The sequence below is a fragment of the Pandoraea morbifera genome (genome assembly GCF_902459575.1).
Classification (GTDB): Bacteria; Pseudomonadota; Gammaproteobacteria; order Burkholderiales; family Burkholderiaceae; genus Pandoraea; species Pandoraea morbifera.
Genome location: NZ_CABPSD010000001.1, coordinates 596936 through 618546 on the forward strand (window position 1 = coordinate 596936; position 21611 = coordinate 618546).

Sequence of the window (21611 nt, forward strand, 5' to 3'; positions counted from 1 at the left end):
TGGGGCTTTTTTTATGTCCTGAACTAAAAAGCCTGAAAGCCATGTTTCTTCGCTCGCTTTTTCCATTTATCGGCTAAGTCAACAGTGCGTCAAATAGATTGCCTTTCTCTATTGCTTTTTATCGTCCGCTTTGTAGATTGAGATATGAACAACGAAACGGAGTCAAAGATGAAAAGCCTATTTGTATCCCACAGCAATTTAGCAGTTGAGCGCGAACGCGCAATTGCCTACTTAAACGAAATCGCAAGCCTGCTAAATGTCCAAGCGCCTGAGGTGGAAGTCTTCAAGAGCAACGAGCTTATCTATGCCGTTGCCTCATTCAAGGGGCAAATCGTCAGCGTCATTGCAGAACCGACGATGGATGACTTGCTCAACGAACTTGAAGAACTCAGCCGCCGCATCGCCTTCGCATACGAAGAGCCTGAGCTATTTCCTGACTTCGTGCCAAGCGAAACCCACGACACGGTAGAAGCATTGAAAGCCCGCGTCATGCAGTAAAGCAGCAACCACAACAACAAGCCCCGCACGAAGCGGGCATTTATCGGAGACTACTATGAACACCTACAAGAAAATCGTCGCACCCTTCGCGCACGAGAAGAGAAAACAAATCGAGAAAGCCATTGCCAAGCTCAACGCCAAGGGCAGCGTAGTGAGCGTGCCCGCCGTGGCGCGGCTTACCGGCATCCCAGCGCCTACGCTTTACCGCCATCAGCATGAGTTCGCTTTCGCACTCACCAAGCGTCTGAACACGACCGACGCGCCCACCAACGCCGACTACCTCTATCTCATCGCGCATGGCTATGAACTTGCCGTGACAGTCAGCAACAGCCGCTACAAATCCGCCGAGCTTCACATGAGCAAACGCGGCACGCCGTTGCACAGAGCCGGTTTCTCAGCTGGAGGATTGACCAAAGCAATTCTCACTGAGCGCATGAAACACACCTTGCCGACAACGAGCTTAGGCAGAGCATTGAGCGCATGCGTAGCGAGCGCGAAGCAGTGACACCGAACAATCTCACCAACAATCGAAAACAGGAGACAACATGAACGACGAACAACAAACCATCCGCGTCATCGACGTTGAGCCGGCCATCAAGCGTGCCTACTACGAACTCAAAGCGGAGCGTGAGCACTTCTCGCCCAAGCACGTTGCCGAGCGCATCGACGTGCCAGCAAGTTTTGTCTATCGCAACGCCTTCATTCGCGCCGTCTTCGGACTGACAGACTACATGCCAAATATCAAAATATAGATAAGCCCCAACCGCGTAGCGTTTCACCTTCGACCGGAAGCCGGAGCGCGCCGCTTTCGAGTAGACTGCTCCTGCATAACGACAACATGCAAGGGGCATACGCGATGATCACGGGGATTGATATAGCCAGCTTCGGTAGCTTCGCTGGTCTTGATTGGAAAAAACACGTTCGGGACGCAGGAAACAATCCGCAGAATTTTATGCGCCTGAATATCCTGTATGGTCGCAACTACTCTGGTAAGACCACTCTATCGCGGATCTTCCGAGCCTTAGAGATAGGACGCCTCCCATCCAGCTATACAGGCTCTTCATTTACCGTTCACGGCGACAAAGGGAATGCTACCAATCTCACTCTTGGGACTCATGCCTATGACGTTCGCGTCTACAACCGTGATTTCGTAAGCGACAACCTTAGCTTCCTTGTCAATCAAACGAAGGACGGCGAAATCAAGACCTTCGCCATCGTTGGAGAAAAAAACAAGGAGATTGAGGATGCCATTGCCGCTATCGAAAAGAAGCTTGGTAGTGTCGAAGACAAGACCGGTCTTCGCCATGAATTAGAAGAAAAACGGAAAGAACGGGACAGAACCAGTAACAACCATAAGACTGCTTTCAACTCGCTTGAAACGAGGCTGAGAACGCATGCCAACGACAAGATAAAGCAAAATCGCACCTACGGTCCCGCTGTCTACAATATCGAAAGTATAAAAAAAGACATAACGACTGTTAAGAAGGCTGGCTTTACGCCTCTAACGACCGACGAGCAAGCTGCTAAGGTCAATCTGCTAAAACAGGAAGCTTTATCCGATATAACGGACACAGTCTCAATCAGCTTAAAGATGGAGACAATATCAAGTGTTGCGAAAGAACTACTGACGAGGCAGGTCAAGCCGACACAAGCGATTAGCGAGCTTCTTAGCGATGCCGCTCTTCAACTGTGGGTAAAACAGGGCATGCCGCTCCATCGAGAAAAGCGCGAAACCTGTGCTTTCTGCCGCCAGAGTTTGCCGCACGACCTTTGGCAGGTCTTGGACTCTCATTTCAGCCAAGAATCCTCGGCTCTCGAATCCGCACTTGATTCATGCATCACCTCCGTTGACAACGAGATGAAGCGCATCCCCGGTTTCGTGAATCTGACTGGCGACAAGTTCTATGCCGAAGAAAAAGCCCTGTTCGAAGAGCACACGAGAACGCTTTCCGGACACCTCAAGCTCTACAAGCAAAATCTGGAAGCGGTCAAAGCCGCACTGGAAGCACGAAAAAATAGCCTCTTTCAGCCTGTTGCGATGCCATCGTTCACATACGATTCCGCAGCAATTCAGCAGTGTGTTGATGACCTCAACGCGCTGATTACGAAGAACAACAGCAAAACCACATCACTTGAACAGGACAAAGTTGCCGCACGCGAGGCGCTTCGCCTAACCGACGTGGCTTCATTCATTGCGGACATCACCTACGACGCAGAAAAGACCCGTATTGGTGAACTTGATACCGCAGCGTCTAGCGCTAACACCGCCCATACCGAAGCCAACTCCGAGATCGTCAAGCTTGAATCTGACGCCATCGCCTTACAGAGCCAGCAGAAGGATGAGCGCAAAGGTGCTGAGAGGGTCAACACCCTGCTGAATCACTTTTTCGGTCATGACGGTATCAAGCTTGAGGCGAAAGACAACGTCGACAAGACCGCCGTGCGTTTTGAAATTACCCGTGAAGGCAAGTCAGCCTACAACCTCAGCGAAGGCGAATGCAGCCTCATAGCGTTCTGCTATTTCATTGCCAAACTCGAAGAGCCGAATAGCAAGGGTCGAGATTTGATTATCTACATAGACGATCCGATCTCCAGCTTGGATGGCAATCATATTTTCTTCATGTTTAGCCTTATCGAGAGCATGATTGCAAGGCCAGTCAAGAACCAAGATGGAACGAATAGCTATCGATATAAGCAGCTATTCATTTCTACGCACAACCTCGACTTCCTGAAATATCTGAAAAAAATATCACTTCCCAATGGCAAGAATCATGGGGGAAGCCAAAATTTCATCATCGAGAGAAATGGTGGCTCAAGCAAGATATCCTTGATGCCGTCTTACCTGCGGGATTACATCACTGAATTCAACTATCTCTTTCACCAGATCTACAAGTGTAAGAATCAGAACGTGGTGCAAGTGGGACACGAGCCGTTTTACGGCTTTGGTAACAATCTTCGCAAATTTCTCGAAGCATTTTTGTTCTTCAAATTTCCACACCATGACGACAAGAACGATGCGTTAGAACGCATAAGAAAGTTCTTCGGTGAAGAAGACCCGACTGCAATCGCGCTATTGAACCGGCTGAACAATGAGTTCTCGCACCTTGAGTCAATTCCAGATAGAGGCTTCAAGCCAGTAGAGATACCAGAAATTGCAAAGGTAGCTAATTTCGTTTTGGACCGAATCTATACGACCGATCCTGAGCAATACAATTCTCTTCTAAAAAGCATTGGCGAGCCACCCCGCGCATAAAGACAAGCCACGAAAAGTAAAGCTTCTTCTGTACCACCAAAGCCCCATTCATGGGGCTTTTTCTTTTCCCTATTGCCGTTTATCGGAAGGTCTACCGCCCATCAAATAAATTGCCTTTCTCTATTGCCTTTTATCGCTTGGTCGTTATGCTGAAATCACAACCATAAGAATAGGAGCAAACAATGACAACGACAGACGAAAGCTTCATTGAGCAGCAGCCCGAGAGCAGTCCACCCAAGCGCAAGGGCTTGCCAAAGATACCCAAGATAATGCTTCGCATCTTCGCCGTGCTATTGCTGATTTGGTGCGTAGCCTTTGGTTTGTGGAGCGCCTACAAGTATGCGACCACGCAGGAAATCGAAAATCACGGCGCAGCGCTCGCAGCGAAATACGCCAAGATGAGCGACGCCGAGCTATGGGCAAAGCGCGCAGAGTTCGAGAAGAGCGAGTGCATTTCAAAGATGTGGTGCACACCAAACGAGTTTGGCAGACAGACCGCCGACCTCTATTTCTACATTCTCAGAGTAGACCCCGCCCATTTCAAAGCGAACCCACAAGCCAAAAAATAACACCGCATGCCCCGCATCCAGAGGGGCAGCTTCACGGAGACAATTATGAACACACGACTCATGAAATACGTCCTGATAGCGCTGGCAGCGTTCGTTGCCGTGACCGCATCAGTGACCATCAATTTTTGGAAGCAATACGCCATCGGAATGAGCGGAGCGACCACGCCAGACGCGCGGTATGCTCGCGTGCATCGTGACGTTGCCAAGGCGAGTATCGGGCAGCGCAATGCCATGCGTGAGAGGCTTTCCTTTGACCTATGCCTGATGACCGCGATTTGCACCGAAAGCGCCTTTGTGCCTCGCCTCTATACCCGCTTGGCACTGATGGACTATGACAAGCACGACCGCTTGATAACACAGGGGTGGATACGATGAAGATACAGCCCTATGCAGACCTATTAGCCGAACTCCAAAGCCAGCCAGCGGCACCACTTCACAACGAGCGCAGCGACATGATGAAGAGCTACGCCACGGCAGCAGCCGAAGTCTTGGACGGCTTCATATACACCGTCATTGTCAGGTGGAACATGGAGCGCGAGATAGCCCTTGCCATCGACCCGAGCACGTCGAACGACTACGAAAGTGCTCTCATCACGCGCCGATGCGACGAGCACAGCGGCATCTATTCGATGCCAGCGCGATACGAAGAAAAGTTTGCCGCCGTGTGCGACCAGCTTTATCGCAGGGCAAGAAAGACCTTCTTGGACAAGCTCACGCCCGAGCAACGCACGGAACTGGACGCTTCGCTTGCAACGATTGAGCAGCACGCCACGCTCTCGCAGCTTCCTACCAAGCGAGCAACGCCCAAGCATAAAATATGAGCCTATTTCTCAACCAGCAAGCGCACGAGCAATGCCCACTTTCCAGTCCGTAGACAGAACCGGCAACCCGCACGACTTCGATTACAAGACCATCCACAACGGCAACAACGTGACCTTTCGCGTGACCGCCAATCCGCCGCTCGCCAGTGGTGCTTTTTTCGATTTGGAAGTCGAACACCTCACGGTCTCGCTTGTGCGTATCGTGATGATTAACAGCTATTTGGAGCCTGCCTACATCAGAAAAGGCGTTGCCGATGCGCTGCTTCCCATCGTCAGCCGTGACCTTGGCGTGACCGTTCAATCAAGTCCGACACTCGGAACAGGCGGCGTCTATCGCACGCCTCATGCAACAGCCATGTGGCAGCGGCTTGTAGCCAAAGGCATGGCGACGTATGACCCGCAGACGGATATTTTCACGCTCAACTGAGCGCACGCACCGCCAACAGATGAAAGCCCCATACGGGGCTTTTTCCGTTTTGGCCATCCTGCCACCGCTCTTGCAAAACAGCAGCGCACCGCTACGATGAAGAGATAACAACAACGATATGGAGGCACCATGCAAAACAGAATGCTCACGACAAAGCGAGAAATCGCGCAATGGCTCGATAGCAACGACATTGACGCATACACCATCAGCGATGACCTGACCGTGGACGTTAGCGACAGCGTAGACCTTGAATACTGCAAGCTCACGCACCTGCCCGTGCGCTTTGGCAAGGTTCGCGGAACGTTCAACGTATCCAACAACTCATTGACCACACTCGAAGGCTCGCCCCGTGAAGTGACGGGCAACTTCTTCGCCTCGCACAACCAGCTTGTCGACCTCAAAGGCGCGCCCGCATACGTTCGCCAGACCTTTGATTGCGCCTACAACAACCTCACGACGCTTGCCGACCTGAACACCGAAATTGGATGGGGACTTGCATGCACCGGCAATAAGCTCACCAGCTTGCAATCGCCCGCCAATCTCGACCGCGCTTGGCTCTTGTATTGCGCAGGCAACATGCTCACGGACTTGAAGGGTTGCCCACCGAGGCTTGCCGAACTCGATTGCTCAAACAATCGCATTGCCAGTATGGACGACATACCCAAAGTCGCGCATGAGCACTTCGACCGCGTGAGACTGAAAAGTGAGATGCACCCGACCTACTTTGAGGGCACAGTAGCCAAAGCCAAGCACGGAAACATTCGCCTCGCAGGAAACCCCGCTCTTGAACTCATCGACATGGTTAGATATCTCAACGAACATAAGCTACCCATTGAGACGTTCATGAAAGACCATATTGCGGAAGACCTACAACGTGCTCAAAACACCGTGGAGCTTGAGCAACGCTTGCAAGCCGAGCTACCCACCAAGGGACAAGAAAAACTGCACACCAAGCAGCGCAAGATATGAACCAAAGCCCCATAGCGGCGCTTTTTCGTTGCTGGTGGACTCTACGCACCACTCACACACTCAATCGCCGTGAAGGCTTTTCTTTGAAGGTATGCCCTGAAACCTCAGGGCTTATCCTACGGAACCCACCTACCGAGCAAGGACGCCCCACAGGGGCAAGCCATGCGTCATGGCAACAATCTCAAAATTGGTCTTACAGGAAGACGGAAAAAGTCCTCAAATTAAAATACTGCCGTCTTCTTGTGCCGCTTATCGGAAGGTCTACCGCCTATCAAATAAACTGGCTTTCCCTATTGCCTTTTATCACGTTTTTCGTATATTAAAAACATGGACAACAACAATAGGAGAAAGCCATGACAACTATCACAGCAATTGACACAGAGCACTATTATGTGAACGGCAAGGCAAAAGTCACGAGAATGGACTATAACGTTTGGGATGACGAAGGCGGAGCTTTATACCGCGTCATCAACCTAAACGGTCATGTATCAACCAAGATGTGCAAAAAAGTCGTTGCAACGCACTACTTGAGCGATGACGAGTTCTTTGATGCCTACAAGCAGAGCCGTTCCGATGCACAGCGATGGATTTCAGACAAATTCGGTCTTATCCCTGAATTCGGAGAATGCGACTAAGAAATCAGCAACAAAAAAGCCCCGTCATGGGGCTTTCTCGTATTGCTAACTTTCACACTACGTTTTTGTTGAGCAAAGCGACGTATTCAAGCTTGTCGCCTGCAATGGGATTTGCGCTCATTACTTGACGCACGATACGCAAGCATTCGTCTTGTCCAAGAACTTCCCATGCAAGATTACCTTGATAATTTGATACATCATTTTTTGAAACAAACTCGATTATCTTAGGATGCCTCGAAAAGACCTCGCTTTGCGCCACGTTAAAGGCGGCAATCGAGTCTTGAAATATCTTCCCGCTTTCGGGCGTTCTGTCGACGTAGTAGATTGACGAAGCGAAATCCGGTTTCTTGATAAACTCGCCCTGAGGTCCATGGCTTGGATTGTTTGATAGCTCGATACTAAACAGAGAAGAACCCAAGTTGAGCGGAAAGCTCAATCCTGCTTGGTCTTTACCAAGCTTAATCGTTTCGTTGCGGTGATAAACGTTCAACACAAAGAGCGCTGCCATGATGTCGAACAGGTAACGAACACTGCCGAACGTCATGGAGTTGCCACGGTCATGCTTCAAGTTCTGATAGGCATTGTTCCAGCTATAAGTCATCTTCCCCGTAGCAGAAGACGTGCGGGCTTCGTTCTTTACAAACGGCATGAGCACGCGGTTAGACTGAAAGCAATGAGATGAACTAAGGATGACTTTCTTTTCTTCCAGCAACCATTGTGTTTTCAAAAGCTTGATAGCGTCATCATCAAACTTGATACTATCATTCGCTTTCGTGCCACCATGCGCTCGATAAAGCTCTTTTGCAAGCGACTCAATTTCAGCCGCCGCACGAAGGATAAGGTCAGTAATGCGCGATGAATACACATTCAATTGTGCATCATCAATATGGATAGCGAACGCCAAATCATCAACGCTCTTTTCGAGATTGCGAAAGACCGGCCAATAGATGTTGCTCACGCGTGCAAATCCCCGTAGGTTATGGTTTGATTGCCAACGATGAGCATTATATCGCGCCAAGCACGGCACAGGAGCGCCGTCATACGTTCGAGCACAGTCGCTTTCTCTTGTCATATAGCTTGCTCACAACTTGCTTTGACGTGCTTGAGGTGAATAGCTTCTCCACTTCATAGAACTGGCTTGCAATGTCCACGAAGTTCTCAGCCGCCTTTTGCTTCATGAACGTAAAAATTCGCTCATCTTGCTCAGTCCATTGCTCAGCATCTTCTCGCGTTTTTAGGCGATTTAACACGTCATAGTAGTTCCAATCTATCTCGACCACACCTACGGTTTTTTTGAGCGCCATAGGAGCTTGTTTTGATGGTGTGGACGCCATAGGGGTTGCCACAGGTTCAACGGGGCGGCGCAGCAGAATTTGGCTATCTCTTGCAGGCTTTGCCGACACGATGCCTTGCTTGTGTCTGGACTGGCGCACACGGTAGACCGTATCTTTGAGCTTCTTGCTTGTCAGTTCCCGATACTTCTGAGCATCGAGCACGAGCAGCACGTTATTCAATAAATAGTCATAGCAGTTTTCCCCAAGCGCTTCGAGAACGGGGAAAACCTCTTTTTCCCAGTAATCTAATTCGCTATCGACAATATGACGAGCGCTCTTGATGGGTAGCGCACGCATGCGAGCAATCGAGTTCTCCGTAGCTTGTCTAATATCATCATACATAGCGTGACCTCTCACTTACTCTTTTTGCCTGAGCGGTCAAAGCCTAATTCCTTTGCCACGCTCGACAAGTGGTAGCCGATGCTTGTATGAGAGACTTTACCTTTGCCCGATTTGTGAAGTATTTCTTGAATGATGCCGTAGTATTCATTTAGGGGGCAAAACGGTTTCAAGTTCGTTTCCCAATGCACAAGTTCTTGTCTGAAAATTTGGCGAAGTGGAAGCTCGGCAATGGTGGAGGCATACTTTTCCTTTGTTGTTGCTATTGCTTCGTTTGAGAGTTGCCTGATTTCATCCATGAGGATTCTCCTATCTATTGTTGTAGTTATGTCCGATATGGGAGCCTCACGTTTTTCGTCATTGGGTTGTTCTATCTACTCGCTATCACAACCTTATAGCTTGCGGTTCGGTGTCTACGACCTGAGCGCCAACAAGCTACGCAAAACCTTATTGCGCCACCACCTCTTGCAGCGATGATGCGCGCCTCAAATAAAAAACTCTTATCGCACTTATTTATTAAATCAAAAGCCTCGCAAAAGTCAACTAATCAAACCTAAAAGTCATTAAGCCATCGAAATCAATGCCTTGCTTTCTCTACGTTTTCGTTATGCGATGCCATCGCAACAGAAAACGCCAAGGACCTGAAAAGCGCGACGACTTGCGCCGTCTTTTGACGCCTAAAGCCGACTTTCATCGACTTTGAACGTCTTTGAACGTCTTTGAACGACCTAAGCCGACATACGCCGACTTTCCACTAAAACCGTGTCTTTTTTCAAGGTTTTATTTTTCAGAGCACCCATTACATTAAAATGTGGTTTGGTGGTCAACTACCGGCTACGCCTTTATTGATGCGGCTTTCTGGCTTTTTTGACCAAAAGCTAATGTCAGACAATTGACAAGGCGTGTTTTAGTGCTACCTTAGAAGAATAAGAACAATAAAAAGGAGCGCATCATGAGTCCAGAGTTTTTTCAATACTGCCAAGAGACAGTCAAAAACTACGCTAAACGCAACGAACTTTTAGAGCGTAAGAACGATTGCCTGATTGACGAAATCACACAGAGCGAAAAGCGCGAAAAGCAGACAACCGGCTTCAACTATCTTTGGTTTGCTATCGCCATCGGTCTATTTTTTGTTGGCATGAGACTTGGCTCCGTTGCCGTCATGCCCGTGTGTCATTGAGGTGGACAGCATGAGAACCACCTACCGCGAACCCGAGGACATACAAGAGGACATAGACGGCGTAATTGCCGAGCGCCAACGCGCCAGCAAGAAGGAAGTCAAGCGCTCAACCATCTACACAGAAGCCTTGCGCCTCTATCGTAAATATCGCACGCAGGAAGACGCGAACAAGGTCTTTGCAGCCGAGTTTGAACGCCTTCACAAGCTCATCGAGCGCCAGCACGGCGAAATCAAGCAGTTGCGCTTTGAGAACAACAAGAACAAAAACACAGGAGAGCGCAACCATGATGTGCATTGACTTTATGACGATGAAAGATGGCGAGTATCACGAAATGCAGTTTGAATACAACCAGACCGCTATCAAACTTGCCATCAAAGAAGCCTTTCCCGATGATGTAGAGCCTGACCTGGGCGACCCCAAGTATCGCCACATCATCGAGAACAACCCGTTCACCGCAGCCCTCATGGGCACGCTCTCGCAGACGCTTGGCTTGAAAGACCAATATTTCAGCCTAGACGTTTGGCAGGACATTACCAACGGCTATGTGCCCGCAAGCTTCGTGTCCGACGCCGCGATGCAGGCGAACGACTTTGAAGTGCTCGACACGCCCCGAGGCAAGATGATTGCGCTCACGAAAAACGTCAGCAGCATCAACGAGGACGGCACCTACAAGAAGCCTGAGAAAGACCGAGCGATCGGCACCGAGTTTGTCTTTGGCATGGGTGAAAATTTCAGCAACACCGTGGCGCGTTTAGCGTCCGAAGACCCACAAGTGTTGACCGACATACGCAACGAGGCGATGCGCGTTTTCGAAGAGCACATCATCCCCGCCATGCTCGAAGACGCCCAGATCCGCACCGGCACCAATGGCGTGAATATCCAAGGCGCACGCGAGATTTTTGCAGCGTGCTTCATGCACATCGAAAACAGAGGCACGGAGACGAGCGAGCCAGCGCCATACGTCCACTTTCACCTTGACCTCATGAACACCGCCCTTGGCAATGACGGCAAGCTCTACGCGCTATACGCGGGCGACATTTGCGCGAAGAAAGACGAATACACAGCGCTCTTTCAACGCCACTTCATGCCCGTGCTCGAAAACAAATTTGGCTTCGAGTTCGCGCCCGTCTATCTTGAAGAGGACAAGCACAATGAATACCTCACAGACGAGCAGCGCAACATTTGCTCTTACGACTTGCCCGACTCATGGATACCTGAGAACGTGCGCGAGCACTTTGGGCAACGCCGTCAAGAAATATTAGACGCTGCAGGCGGGCTTGGAGCGGATGCACGCGAGCTTCAACGCTTCTCCCAGCGCGAGGACAAAACCGACTTTTCACCCAAGGCGCTTTTCGCTTTGTGGAAGACAAAAATGGATGCGTTCGGCTTCACCGTTGAGAGCATCAAAAAGCGTCTGAACTTCAATCAGACAAAGCCCAACACGAAGAGCATCAGCGACGAGCAGTTAGCCGATAACTTCGTGCGCAAGCACCAAGAGCAGCAGATTGCTAAACGTGGTCAAGTTCTCTATATCTCACCGGAGCCAATCACCAAAGAGGACGCGGCGGCCGGCATCACTGACCCTCATGTGAAAGCGTTGCTCTCTACCGTGCTCGACCCCAAAAGCATCGCAGCGAAGATTGAACAGGACAAGGCAGACCAAGCTTTGGTCGACAAGTTTATGCGTAAGCACAAGGAGGTTTGCTTTACAGAAAGCCAGTTTCGCGCACACATCATCAAGCAGCTTTTGCACACGCACGACCCCGAGTTAGCCGAGCGTGAAGCGGCACGCATCTTTGAAAAAGAGTGCTTGCAGATGCTATCCAAAGAGAAATCAGCCGAGTTCGAAGGCTTCTTGGCAGGCTCGATTGAGAACCCACACGAAGAGCGTCAGGCGCAAATCCGCTACTTGCGCGAAGTGCGTTTCACAACTCGCCGTGTGTTGCAGCAAGAGCGCGAAATCTTCGAAGGCTTCAAATCCCGCGAAAACGACGCGCACTTTGCTTTCTCAGAGAACGAAGCGAAGGACATGGTTCTTGCCTACGAAGCTCGCATGAGCGCTTTGATGGGCAAGGAAGTGAAGTTATCCGAAGGACAGCGCCGTGCCATGATGATGAGCCTATCCAAAAACGGCGCGCATGCAGCTATTTTAGGGCGTGCTGGCAGTGGCAAATCATTCGCCCTACGTGGCATCAAGGAAGCTTACGAGGCACGCGGCTTTCAGGTCATTGCAACGGCACCGACGAACAAGGCAGCACACGGCTTGGGCAAGGACGCACTCTTTGAAGAGAAGGACGTTTCGAGCCTTTCACAACTACTTCTGGATTTAGACCTTGGCAAGCGCAAGCTCACCCCCGATATGGTCATTCTCGCTGATGAAATGGGCATGGCGTGTCTTGATGACTACCACCGCCTTGTAGCCCATGTAAACGCCGCAGGCGCAAAGCTAATCAGTGTTGGCGAAGCCGAGCAAATCCAGAGCGTGAGCCACGGCGCGACCTTTCGCGTGCTCACTGAACATTTTCACGCCGAGCGCATCACTGAAATCAATCGTCAGAAGCACGCCAAGCATCGCGAGATGGTTGAGAACTTCGCGTGCGGCAACGCCAAAGAAAGCATGTATTTCTATTACGAAGAAGGCAGTGTATCCATCGAGAAGACGGACAACCAGAAGACCGCCCGAGTTGCCAAAGACTACCTTGAAGACCCTACCAGCATGGCGCAAAAGTTCATCGTTGCAGGCACCAACAAGGAAGTTGAAGACATCAACAACGCCGTGCGCGAAGAGCTAAAACGCCAAGGCAAACTCTCGGACAAACCTGAGGACGAAATCACGCTGCAGGACAACAAGGGCTTCACACGTCGCTTCCAAATCGGAGATCGTGTGCTCTTTTCCAAAAAGTTCAACAGCGATGACGTTGAGCAGCAGCGCGTTTTCAACTCAGATACCGGCACCATCATTGAGTTCAAGAGCCAACTCAACAGGCTCACCAAGAAAACCAGCATCGTTGCAATGCGCGTGCAACTCGACAACGGCAAGCAGGTATGGGTGAATACGAACCGCCCGCAGCCCATCAAATACGGCTACGCAGGCACTGTTCACAAGTCCCAAGGGGCGACCTACGTGAACAACTACTTCGTGCCAAGCGCGAGCCTTGAAAGCATGCACACAGCGTATGTCGCCATGTCTCGACACAAGGAGCACGTCAAGGTCTATCTCAGTGACGAAATGGCAGCGGAGCTGGAGCGTCAGGAGCCAGACGGCCAACCCACCGAGAGAATGCTTGCGCTTGCCGAGCGCATCAATGCCAAGGTCAAGGGCGACATGCCTAACGTTGAGTCATTCAAACACGTGCGCGCATACCTCAACGAGCATGCGAACTACATTGAGACGGACGCCAAGGCACCACCGCACCCACTGGACCGCTTCATGCACGTCATCAAGCGCATGAGTCAGGCGCGTTTCAAGAAATCGACATTTGACTTTAACTTCATCGACAACACGCAGCAGCACCTATACGCAGCAGCCAAAGCAGCGCGCCGTGCCGAAATCGAGAGTCCAGCGCCGGTTGTCAAACAGCCAAAGGTGAAGAAACCCGTCAAGTCCAAGACGAAGACCAAAGCCGCGCAGGCTCAGAAACAGATGAGCGCAGAGCAACAGCAGCAGCTACGAGCACGCGACAAGCTCAAAGAGGCAGCAGTGCGCAAGAAGGTGCGAGAGCAGCAGCAACAGATACAAACCGCCATCGACAAGTCAAAAACCAAAGAGACGGAAAAACAACTTTGACGATAAGCCCCGCGAGGGGCTTTTTCTTTGTCCGCAGACCTTACCCCCTCATCTACGCACTCAATCGCCGTGAAGGCTCTTTTTGAGGGTATCCCTACGGGGCTTCTTGTCCTGACGGACGCTCAAGCATCTACTTGATGATAAACGCACCGCAGCGGGCAAAGCCATGAGGCGTCACGGCGTTCATTCCCACCCCGTCTTTTCTTCTGCCGTTTATCGGCTAAGTCAACATCGCGTCAAATAGATTGCTTTTTTCTATTGCGTTTTATCACGTTGCTCGTAAGTTAATCTTAGATGACAAGGAGCAACGATGAACAATAACACACAAGAAAAGCAATTTAACTTTTTTCCAAAGTCAGAAGGAGCGCAACTTAACGAAGCGCCTGACTTCGATTTCTTCAGGTCCCGCATACCAGCGCCCGCCAAGCCTTCAATGTGGCAGCGAATGCGACATCTACCTTATAAGAAGATGGTATGCCTGCTTCTTTCCTTCGGAGCGATTTACATTGGCGCAAACACGCTTGCAGATAGTCTTTTTTCTATGATGAACGCACTACAGGGCGATAGCCAAGCTTACGCACTGTCTGAAATTTTCTTTTATTTGACACTGTCTCTTCAAGTTTATCTTGCTTGCTTGTTCATATCCTCGCTTCAGCAAATTATTTTGGATTGGTTAGACTTAGACTCATGCGACGACGACTAAGGCAGGAGCTTGAAAGAAAAAGGGCGTAGCCATCAAGCTACGCCCCTTTTTTTATCCCTTGCAGCGAGCAGTTAGAAGAAGCCGTGTGACGCCCCGATGCCGGTTTCCTTCTTCTTTACCTCAGGTGCAAGCGCACCGGAATAGCTACCCAAGACCTTGCCACCTTGCCCGATGAACTCAACACGCGTGACGACGACCTTGGTTTGCTCATTGAAGCTATTCACCTCATTGGCGTATGCATACACGCGCAACGCAATGTTTTGCCGGTTTGAGCGCGCCGTTTCGATAGCTCTTGCCGCCGCTTCGTTCGGGACAGGGATGAACTGATAACGCGTGCCATTCGTAAATGAAATCTGATAGTGCTGGTTGTCGCTAAAAAAGCGTGTTGAGCCTTCATCAAAGACCGTATCAATCGTAAAGCCTTTCTTTTGGAAGTCATACCCTGAGAGCCTGCTACTACCTGACAAGTCAACATCCAGCCGCAAGTAATGGTTTGCCTTGGCGCTTGCAAAGGCAGCATCTATGCGAGGACGCAAGCCGTTGAGTATGTCTTGTTGACGAAACCCGTCCGAAGTCAGCCGGTAGTCGCTCGACATGTAGCCAGCCACCGTGCGGTAATCGAGCGGCACGCCCGAGAGTGCGTAATACTGGAACATCACTTGATTGCCACTTTGCAGGGGTTCGTAGCGTTCCAGCGGGGTTTTGAGGTCGGGCTGAGGGGCAGCAGCAGCGCTCAGCGCCGAGAGCGTCAGAACGGCGGCAACTACAAGGTGTCGGTTCAGGATCATAGCAAAGGCTCCAAAAAGGCTTGAAAAATAATCCGATTTGGATTATTCCAGAATGGAGTAATCCGAAATGGAGTAATCCGGTTTGGAATATAGCATGGGGCGATGGTCTATGGTCAACGTTATGAGCGCGTGAAGAAAGCGATACGTGAAGCACGCGTAGAAGCCGAACTCACGCAAGACGCTCTTGCCCAAAAATTGGGCAAGCGGCAAGCCTATGTCTCGAAGATCGAGCTTGGCGAGCGCTACCTGAGCCTCATGGACTTTGTTGAATGGTGCGAAGCCTGCAACGTTGACCCTGCCGAGTTAATAAAGCGCATCTAAGTCTTACTTGAACTTGCCGCCCCTGCCGAGCAAGGACATGCCTTTATCGCCGCTATCAAAGAAGACGTTGCGCACGTCAATGTCTCGCTTGCCGTCACTTGACTTAATCATCCCGCGACTTCGCACACTCTCATAAGAGCCTGAGATAGCCATGCCCGAGCGAGGGATATGCAAGTTCTCTTCACGCTTGGCGTGCTCTTGGTTTGCGTCATCGTGGGCGACGCCGCCAAGGCGACGGGTATGCAAGTCAACATTTATGCCATGAAGCACAACGTCAAGATTGAATGCGAATTGAACCTTGACGAATTCTCAGTCGATGCCCTCAACACTATTCAACAAGAGTGCGAAGGTAACATAGAGCTAACAGGCTCACGCCTTCGAAACTTTTTTCATTACGCTGTTGTGAAGAGTAACCCAACCAGCAATGACCTCGCTATTGGGGTGCTCAACCTCTATCAAGATTGCTGGCAATTCTGGAAGCCAGAAGTCGAAAACGTGATGACGCAAGCATTGTTCTCGATGGAGCACGTCCATGAACAAGAGCGCATTGGTGCCATTGCATCGTGCGACGATGAGATAGTGCGTAAGGTCGAAGCGAAGCACGCCTTAGAGCGCGAAATATTCGAAATGAGCAAAGCGGATTGGATGGATGAAGAAGCTGACTTAAATACGCTGCACTTCGCATACGCACTTTACAAGAAAACGCAGGGCTTCACGCTTCGCATAGAGTCGACACCTGAGCGCAATCTGATGCCTGTGAGCGTGCAAGCGTCTTTGAGTGGAAACCTGTCTTATGCTGAGCTTAGCGACTCCAATCTTGCTGTTCATGCTCTTACTCTACAACCGAAATGATAAAAGGCAATAGAGAAAGGCAGTCCTTTGTCTGGCAAGTCAACCACTCATCATGAAATAAAAAAGCCCCACCCACGGGGCTTCTTGGTCAGTTATCTTTTCTTTCCTGCATCGCTCTTTGCAGCTTCGCAGTGAAGTCATCGGCTACATCGCTTTGAGGCGTTTCCAGTGCGTCAAGCACCTCAGCTAACTCTTTGCCCTCATCGTGCGTCTCAGGCTCGCTATGGTGCGTTTTTGTGGCGTCTGGTGCGTCATCGCCGGTCATGAAGTCTGGCACAGCTTCTTCGCTCGTATCGCCGTCTTCGTCCCATGTCGCAACACCGGGCACATACTTCTTGCCGCCGTTTGCTGACCCAATGATTGCCTCCAAATCGAACACGCGGGACTTCTCAGGTCTTGGGTCATTGACCCACTTCGCCGCAACGGACTTGCGCTTGATTTCATAGGTGCAAAGAGGGGTGTGAAGGATATACGCGTCCTTCATGTTTGAGCCGCGATACAGAAAGCGCATCATGGGCATCTTCTTAGGATTGCGCATGAGTTTGTCGAACCAGCTTTGCTCAATTTCCTTGTTCACGTCCAGACCGAGCTTGCTGTTCACTTCGTCCTCCGTTATCACGACACCCTCATGCTCTTGGAAGTTTTGAGACGACGATAGACCGCTCTCGCTTCGACTGACTGACGTATGCAGCTTGGAGATGTATTTCTTGCCGAGTAGTTCGGAAATTTTCTTGGAGGACTCGCCACCGTTGAACCCGACAAAAAAGTTGTTGCCCGTGTTCGACATGAGGAAGTTCAAGAAGTCTTGCCCGTATAACGCCACCATCTGCGAGAGGTCTTGATAGGCAATCATCAGCGTGACTTGTTTCGAGGCGAACATTTCCATACCGGCAGAGACGAACTCTTTGACGTTGCCGAGCGCCTGAAACTCATCCATGAGCATATAGAAGTGACGCTCTTTGTCCACAAAGTTGTCGTTGCCAATGACGCCCTTTGCGTAATACAACATACCGCGTATCAATGGTGCGATGTAAGCGCCAAACTCAGTGTCGTTTTTGATGATGAAGACGGGCTTATCAGGGTCTTCGTCAATGAGCCATTCTTTGAACGAAATACGATGCTTGCTCTCAAATCTATCCCAAATTTCAAAGTTCTCGAAGATGGGTTTGCAGCCAAAGATGAAATCAATATGCAGGTCTTTGCTCAGGTTGCATGCTTCATCGTGCATGGCGTGCTTCACGAACACACCAAACACTTGCTTGGCTTTCTCGCCGTTATCAACCACATCAGCAACGAGCTTATAGAGCTTTTTCCAAGGTGTTTTGAAGCCTATGCGACGTAGCAACGCACGCAGCATCAGTTGCGCCACCGTGCGGTCTTTGAGGCTTTCGTGCTCGCTCAGATACTCACACATGGCCGCGTCATCATCGAAGCTAACGCCAGCGTCAGCCATGAGCGCTGCGAAGTCCGCAATAGGCTTTCTGACTTCTGGCACCAAGACTTGCTCGCTGAGCACTTCCCATTCGATGTATTGCCCCATGAGCGCGAGGGTTTCATTGAACGGCTTGCGTAGCTGCGCTTCGAACTCTGCCCACGTCCAAATGCCGTTGTCCGTTGTTGCGAACTTCGCATTCATGCCGAGCACCAGCGCCTTGATGAGCGCATGCGGCACGATGTTTTGAGGGATGACAGCAGGCTTGCCGTCTTTTGTCAGGTTCTCGTAGTCGAGCAGCGGAAAGAGCGCCGTTGCGAACTTCTCATGATTGTCTTTGTATTTCGTTTTGAGCAGACGTGAGGACATTTGCGCGATGCCCGTCTTGTATTCAAAGCCGTCCCATTTCTCCGCGAGAAACACAATATCAGCCGTGTTTGACTCTAACGTGCCAAGCACCGAGGTAACGGCGTTCTCGCCCATCTGGATAGATTGCAAGCTCTCGATGTAATACTTGCGCACGATGGGTTCCAACTCTTTCGCGGTCAGCTTCAAGTTGCCAACAAGGTTGTTAAAGCTCCAGTCGTCACCGCATGTTGCGATGAGTTCAGCCGTGCAGGCAGTGCCGATGCCGCGTGCGCTCTCACCCCAAAAGGGGTCTTTCTCGTTCACGACAACCTTACCGCTCCAATACTGGAAAGCAGCTTGCTTGCTATTCAGATCGCGTGCGATTGCCCATGCACTCGTGCCCTCGGTTTGAGGTCCGATTGTGTGTGATAGCTCAGGCTCGACATAGCGCGAGTAATCGCCCTTAGGCGTGTCGATAATGAGCATCTTCACGGGCTTGTGCAGCAGCCTTTTGAACCATACGGCGAGCTTGCTTACGAGCTTGCCAAGGATGCCCTTCATGCCGCCATCACGACACCAGCGCATACGGTTTAGAAGTTGCTCCACAATGAGCATGATGAGCATGGTCTTGCCGCGACGTGTGCCAGCGACAATTTGAAAGTGCAGCTTGCGTTGAGAGTTTGGGAAAGCGAGCGTGTCTTGACTCTCCACTTCGGCATACGTTTCAGGCTTGTCAGGATGCAGCCCAAAAATACTTGCAAGCACGAAGTCCGCACCACTCATCTTCACTTGGTTACGAAAGTCCGCGCTCAACTTGTGATATGCCTCTTCGCCTTCATGCAGCACGACACCGCGCACTTGCTCTTCGTTGTTGATTGGACGCTTCCATGTCTCTCTTGCGAGATAGAGCGCAGAGAGCAAGCCGAACACGATTGAGAATACCCAGCGAACACCTAAACGGGAGAACTCACCGACGCTTTGGAGCCAATACATGTGTCTAAGGTAGAGGTGATAGTCATTGCCTTGCAGGAACGGCACCAGCGCGCCGAGCGCCATCTTGTAGAAGTAGACAAGGTGCGTCAGAGGGTTGTTATCCGCCGTGTTTGGTAGAGGAAAGAGCACATGCCCCGCCACAGTCACCTGATGCCACAGCAGCAGGAAAAAGACCGCTTGCGCCAAGAAGAAGACGCTAACGAATGTCCACAGCACATTCCCCACATCTATATAGGGACCATCAATCAAGACTTTTGACCCTGGCCATCTTATTTTCGGTTTTCTACCACTCATACGCCTCCTATTTTTGTTCTTATATCAAAAGCGTATCAAAATATCTCGACTTTGCAATAGCAATGACGATAAGGCCAGCCACCTTTGCAATCGAAAACCTTACTTGAAAGAGTGCCTTGACGAAGCAAGGCTTGTCCTATCGGACGAGATAAGTCGAAAACACTGGCTCTAAGCCTTTTAAGTTGAGGACATGAAAAGCCCCATTACGGGGCTTCGATTAGAAGAAAAGTTTGAAGGCTATCAGCAGCAATGTGACACCGCCCATTGTGGCAAAGAACGCCATCGTAAGCGCATGCCTGATATACGCTTTCAGGTCAGCGCTTTGAGATTGCAAAATCTTCTTTTCCGCTTGCAAGCGTTTTACTTCGATGCCCGTCATCATTTCAATGACTTTGTTGTTTAGCGCTTCCAAGCTCTTGTCCGCTTCCACTTCATACGTCTTGGCAAACATTGCAACGCTATCTTTGAATGTGTTGTGTGCGTTTTTCAGTTCATCTTTTATCTTGAATGCCAGATTATCGACATGCTGACTGGCATCTATGAGTGCCTTGATGAGTCGCGTTTCGAACTCATCGACAAGCAAGTTTGACACAGCACGAAAGCGCGTAGTTAAGTGCGCTTCCATCTTGTCACCGGCGCTTATCGCGTCCTCAAGCACATTGACGCTTGCCATCATTCCGAGAAACGTCATGAGCACAGTCTTGTTGCTCAAGATTTCTTCACGTTCAAGGTAATACATCAAGCGTTCGCGCTTGTCGTCCTCGACCATAGCGAGGATATTCAAAAGCATGTTGCCGTTGCTCGCGGGCAAAAAGGTCAACACGCGATGAAGGCGCTGGCGCATTTCTTCCATCAAGTCTTCTGTCGTTAGTTTTTCGTTGTTCGACGTGAAGACAACCAGTCCTTGCGAGGTATCCACCTCAGGCTCAAAGCCATCGTCTTGCGCCGTGACGGTAGAAGCCCCCGCACTATCTAATTCATAAAATGTCAAGTCCTCCATAAACACTCCTATTGTTGTTATATCTCTTTACTATAAGACAATTAAAACCAAAAGCAAGGCTTCACCACGGGGAGGCCATTTGACTTAATGATTTCGTCTTGTATGCTTTGAATATAACAACAATAAAAATGGAGGCATCATGATAAGAGAATTCAACAATGACCAAGGATTTTCAGTAAAAATTGATAAAGCGGCCGACCGCGTGATTGTGACGACACCCAACGACTATGACGTGTTCAATTCACTTTACTTCAAGCTCGATAGAGCGAACAACATCAACTATGCAACGAAGATTGCGCAAGACAAAAACACTATTACTTTCGCCATCAATCAGCCTCTAAGCGAATTGAACGAGCCTGCAAATACAACCAAGTTCAATCAGCTATTCAGAGAAATGCTCAGCAGACACACGAACAAGCAGCGTGAGTTTGAGGAGTTGAAGAAATACGCAGATGACGTATCTCATCAAAAGTCATGGGATAGAGACGGTCAGCTCTTCTCGACTTTCTTTAATTGGGGTGTGCCAGTCGAAAAGCTACGTGATGCCAACGGCGCAGCCGTCATGGAAAACGGTAAGGCCAAAGTAAAGCCTTCATTTGTTGCGGGCGAAGTGGTCAAGGCGACTGAGTTCTATGTGCTCATGGGTGACGCCCGAAATCGTGATGACGTGCGCTACTTTCGCGCCATTCCAACGCAAAACCTCTTGGAAGCTAAAGAGTTGCGTAACCGTGCAGAACTCATCAAAGAGCGCTTTCCTGTGGGGGTTATGAAATTCCTCGGATTTGATAGCAAATACAAGCTGAGCAAGCTCACCGACTATCAACCCAAGCAGGCACCGCAGCCCCAAAAAGAAAACACGCTTGAAGCGGAACAGAGACAGCGCGACACATACGCTCAGAAGCTTCAAGAACGTGCGAAGGTCAAAATGCAGGAGAGAACGTCAGAGCGAGAAAAAACACTCTGACACAGAAGCCCTTTAATTAGGGCTTTTTCTTTTTCCGCAAGGCCGTTGTTATATTCACCTGCTATCAGATTGACAAAGCTCGATTTTAGGTTACGGTATAAGA

23 protein-coding genes are annotated in these 21611 nt (G+C 50.2%); 17 read left to right on the plus strand and 6 right to left on the minus strand.

Features of this window, described 5'->3' with window-relative positions; translation table 11 throughout:
* Positions 1-168 precede the first annotated feature (168 nt).
* The 10 genes from PMO31116_RS02520 to PMO31116_RS02565 all read left to right on the plus strand — a co-directional run bounded on the left by PMO31116_RS02520 (position 169) and on the right by PMO31116_RS02565 (position 7172).
* Positions 169-498, plus strand: coding sequence for a ubiquitin family protein (locus PMO31116_RS02520; RefSeq protein ID WP_150565306.1), 330 nt, complete (start codon positions 169-171; stop codon positions 496-498).
* Positions 499-553: 55 nt separating this feature from the next.
* On the plus strand, positions 554-1003 hold the full coding sequence (locus tag PMO31116_RS02525) for a hypothetical protein (RefSeq protein ID WP_150565307.1): 450 nt from the start codon (positions 554-556) through the stop codon (positions 1001-1003).
* Positions 1004-1043: 40 nt separating this feature from the next.
* A complete protein-coding gene (locus PMO31116_RS02530; RefSeq protein ID WP_150565308.1) occupies positions 1044-1250 on the plus strand; it encodes a hypothetical protein in 207 nt (68 codons plus the stop codon).
* A gap of 86 nt (positions 1251-1336) precedes the next feature.
* Positions 1337-3751, plus strand: coding sequence for an AAA family ATPase (locus PMO31116_RS02535; RefSeq protein ID WP_150565309.1), 2415 nt, complete (start codon positions 1337-1339; stop codon positions 3749-3751).
* A gap of 182 nt (positions 3752-3933) precedes the next feature.
* The gene (locus tag PMO31116_RS02540; RefSeq protein ID WP_150565310.1) at positions 3934-4320 is read left to right on the plus strand and encodes a hypothetical protein; all 387 of its coding nucleotides are present in this window, start codon (positions 3934-3936) and stop codon (positions 4318-4320) included.
* Positions 4321-4365: 45 nt separating this feature from the next.
* Positions 4366-4695: a hypothetical protein gene (locus PMO31116_RS02545; RefSeq protein ID WP_150565311.1), complete on the plus strand. Its 330-nt coding sequence runs from the start codon at positions 4366-4368 to the stop codon at positions 4693-4695.
* Positions 4692-5141 carry a hypothetical protein gene (locus tag PMO31116_RS02550; protein ID WP_150565312.1) on the plus strand — a complete coding sequence of 150 codons (450 nt, stop codon included), beginning with the start codon at positions 4692-4694 and terminating at the stop codon, positions 5139-5141. Before PMO31116_RS02545 ends, PMO31116_RS02550 begins: the two co-directional genes overlap by 4 nt.
* 31 nt (positions 5142-5172) lie before the next feature.
* Positions 5173-5568: a hypothetical protein gene (locus PMO31116_RS02555; RefSeq protein ID WP_150565313.1), complete on the plus strand. Its 396-nt coding sequence runs from the start codon at positions 5173-5175 to the stop codon at positions 5566-5568.
* A gap of 129 nt (positions 5569-5697) precedes the next feature.
* Entirely contained in the window at positions 5698-6537 is an 840-nt protein-coding gene (locus PMO31116_RS02560) for a hypothetical protein (RefSeq protein ID WP_150565314.1), read from the plus strand.
* Between the two features lie 353 nt (positions 6538-6890).
* Positions 6891-7172: a hypothetical protein gene (locus PMO31116_RS02565; protein WP_150565315.1), complete on the plus strand. Its 282-nt coding sequence runs from the start codon at positions 6891-6893 to the stop codon at positions 7170-7172.
* A gap of 52 nt (positions 7173-7224) precedes the next feature.
* Here the strand turns inward: PMO31116_RS02565 and PMO31116_RS02570 are convergent, their stop codons facing one another.
* The 3 genes from PMO31116_RS02570 to PMO31116_RS02580 form a co-directional block, all read right to left on the minus strand.
* Positions 7225-8130 (minus strand): hypothetical protein, encoded by a 906-nt coding sequence (locus PMO31116_RS02570; protein WP_150565316.1) that lies wholly within the window; start codon positions 8128-8130, stop codon positions 7225-7227.
* Between the two features lie 79 nt (positions 8131-8209).
* Positions 8210-8803, minus strand: coding sequence for a hypothetical protein (locus PMO31116_RS02575; RefSeq protein WP_174970767.1), 594 nt, complete (start codon positions 8801-8803; stop codon positions 8210-8212).
* Between the two features lie 56 nt (positions 8804-8859).
* Positions 8860-9144 (minus strand): hypothetical protein, encoded by a 285-nt coding sequence (locus PMO31116_RS02580; protein WP_150565318.1) that lies wholly within the window; start codon positions 9142-9144, stop codon positions 8860-8862.
* A 653-nt stretch (positions 9145-9797) separates the two neighbouring features.
* On the opposite strand from PMO31116_RS02580, the gene PMO31116_RS02585 reads away from it, so the two are divergent.
* The 4 genes from PMO31116_RS02585 (at position 9798) to PMO31116_RS02600 (ending at position 14516) form a co-directional block, all read left to right on the plus strand.
* A complete protein-coding gene (locus tag PMO31116_RS02585) occupies positions 9798-10025 on the plus strand; it encodes a hypothetical protein (RefSeq protein ID WP_150565319.1) in 228 nt (75 codons plus the stop codon).
* A gap of 10 nt (positions 10026-10035) precedes the next feature.
* On the plus strand, positions 10036-10323 hold the full coding sequence (locus PMO31116_RS02590) for a hypothetical protein (RefSeq protein ID WP_150565320.1): 288 nt from the start codon (positions 10036-10038) through the stop codon (positions 10321-10323).
* Positions 10310-13813 carry an AAA family ATPase gene (locus PMO31116_RS02595; protein WP_150565321.1) on the plus strand — a complete coding sequence of 1168 codons (3504 nt, stop codon included), beginning with the start codon at positions 10310-10312 and terminating at the stop codon, positions 13811-13813. Before PMO31116_RS02590 ends, PMO31116_RS02595 begins: the two co-directional genes overlap by 14 nt.
* A 310-nt stretch (positions 13814-14123) precedes the next feature.
* Positions 14124-14516 (plus strand): hypothetical protein, encoded by a 393-nt coding sequence (locus PMO31116_RS02600; RefSeq protein WP_150565322.1) that lies wholly within the window; start codon positions 14124-14126, stop codon positions 14514-14516.
* Between the two features lie 71 nt (positions 14517-14587).
* On the opposite strand, the gene PMO31116_RS02605 is transcribed toward PMO31116_RS02600, so the two are convergent.
* Positions 14588-15304, minus strand: coding sequence for a hypothetical protein (locus PMO31116_RS02605; protein ID WP_150565323.1), 717 nt, complete (start codon positions 15302-15304; stop codon positions 14588-14590).
* Between the two features lie 102 nt (positions 15305-15406).
* Here PMO31116_RS02605 and PMO31116_RS02610 point away from each other — a divergent pair, with 102 nt between their 5' ends.
* On the plus strand, positions 15407-15625 hold the full coding sequence (locus PMO31116_RS02610) for a helix-turn-helix domain-containing protein (protein ID WP_150565324.1): 219 nt from the start codon (positions 15407-15409) through the stop codon (positions 15623-15625).
* 168 nt (positions 15626-15793) lie between these two features.
* Positions 15794-16477, plus strand: coding sequence for a hypothetical protein (locus PMO31116_RS02615; protein ID WP_150565325.1), 684 nt, complete (start codon positions 15794-15796; stop codon positions 16475-16477).
* Between the two features lie 88 nt (positions 16478-16565).
* Here the strand turns inward: PMO31116_RS02615 and PMO31116_RS02620 are convergent, their stop codons facing one another.
* Together PMO31116_RS02620 and PMO31116_RS02625 are read right to left on the minus strand one after the other, a co-directional pair.
* Positions 16566-19544, minus strand: coding sequence for a type IV secretion system DNA-binding domain-containing protein (locus PMO31116_RS02620; RefSeq protein WP_150565326.1), 2979 nt, complete (start codon positions 19542-19544; stop codon positions 16566-16568).
* A gap of 217 nt (positions 19545-19761) precedes the next feature.
* Positions 19762-20544, minus strand: coding sequence for a hypothetical protein (locus PMO31116_RS02625; protein ID WP_150565327.1), 783 nt, complete (start codon positions 20542-20544; stop codon positions 19762-19764).
* Positions 20545-20683: 139 nt separating this feature from the next.
* On the opposite strand from PMO31116_RS02625, the gene PMO31116_RS02630 reads away from it, so the two are divergent.
* Positions 20684-21508 (plus strand): hypothetical protein, encoded by an 825-nt coding sequence (locus tag PMO31116_RS02630; protein ID WP_150565328.1) that lies wholly within the window; start codon positions 20684-20686, stop codon positions 21506-21508.
* Positions 21509-21611: the final 103 nt, after the last annotated feature.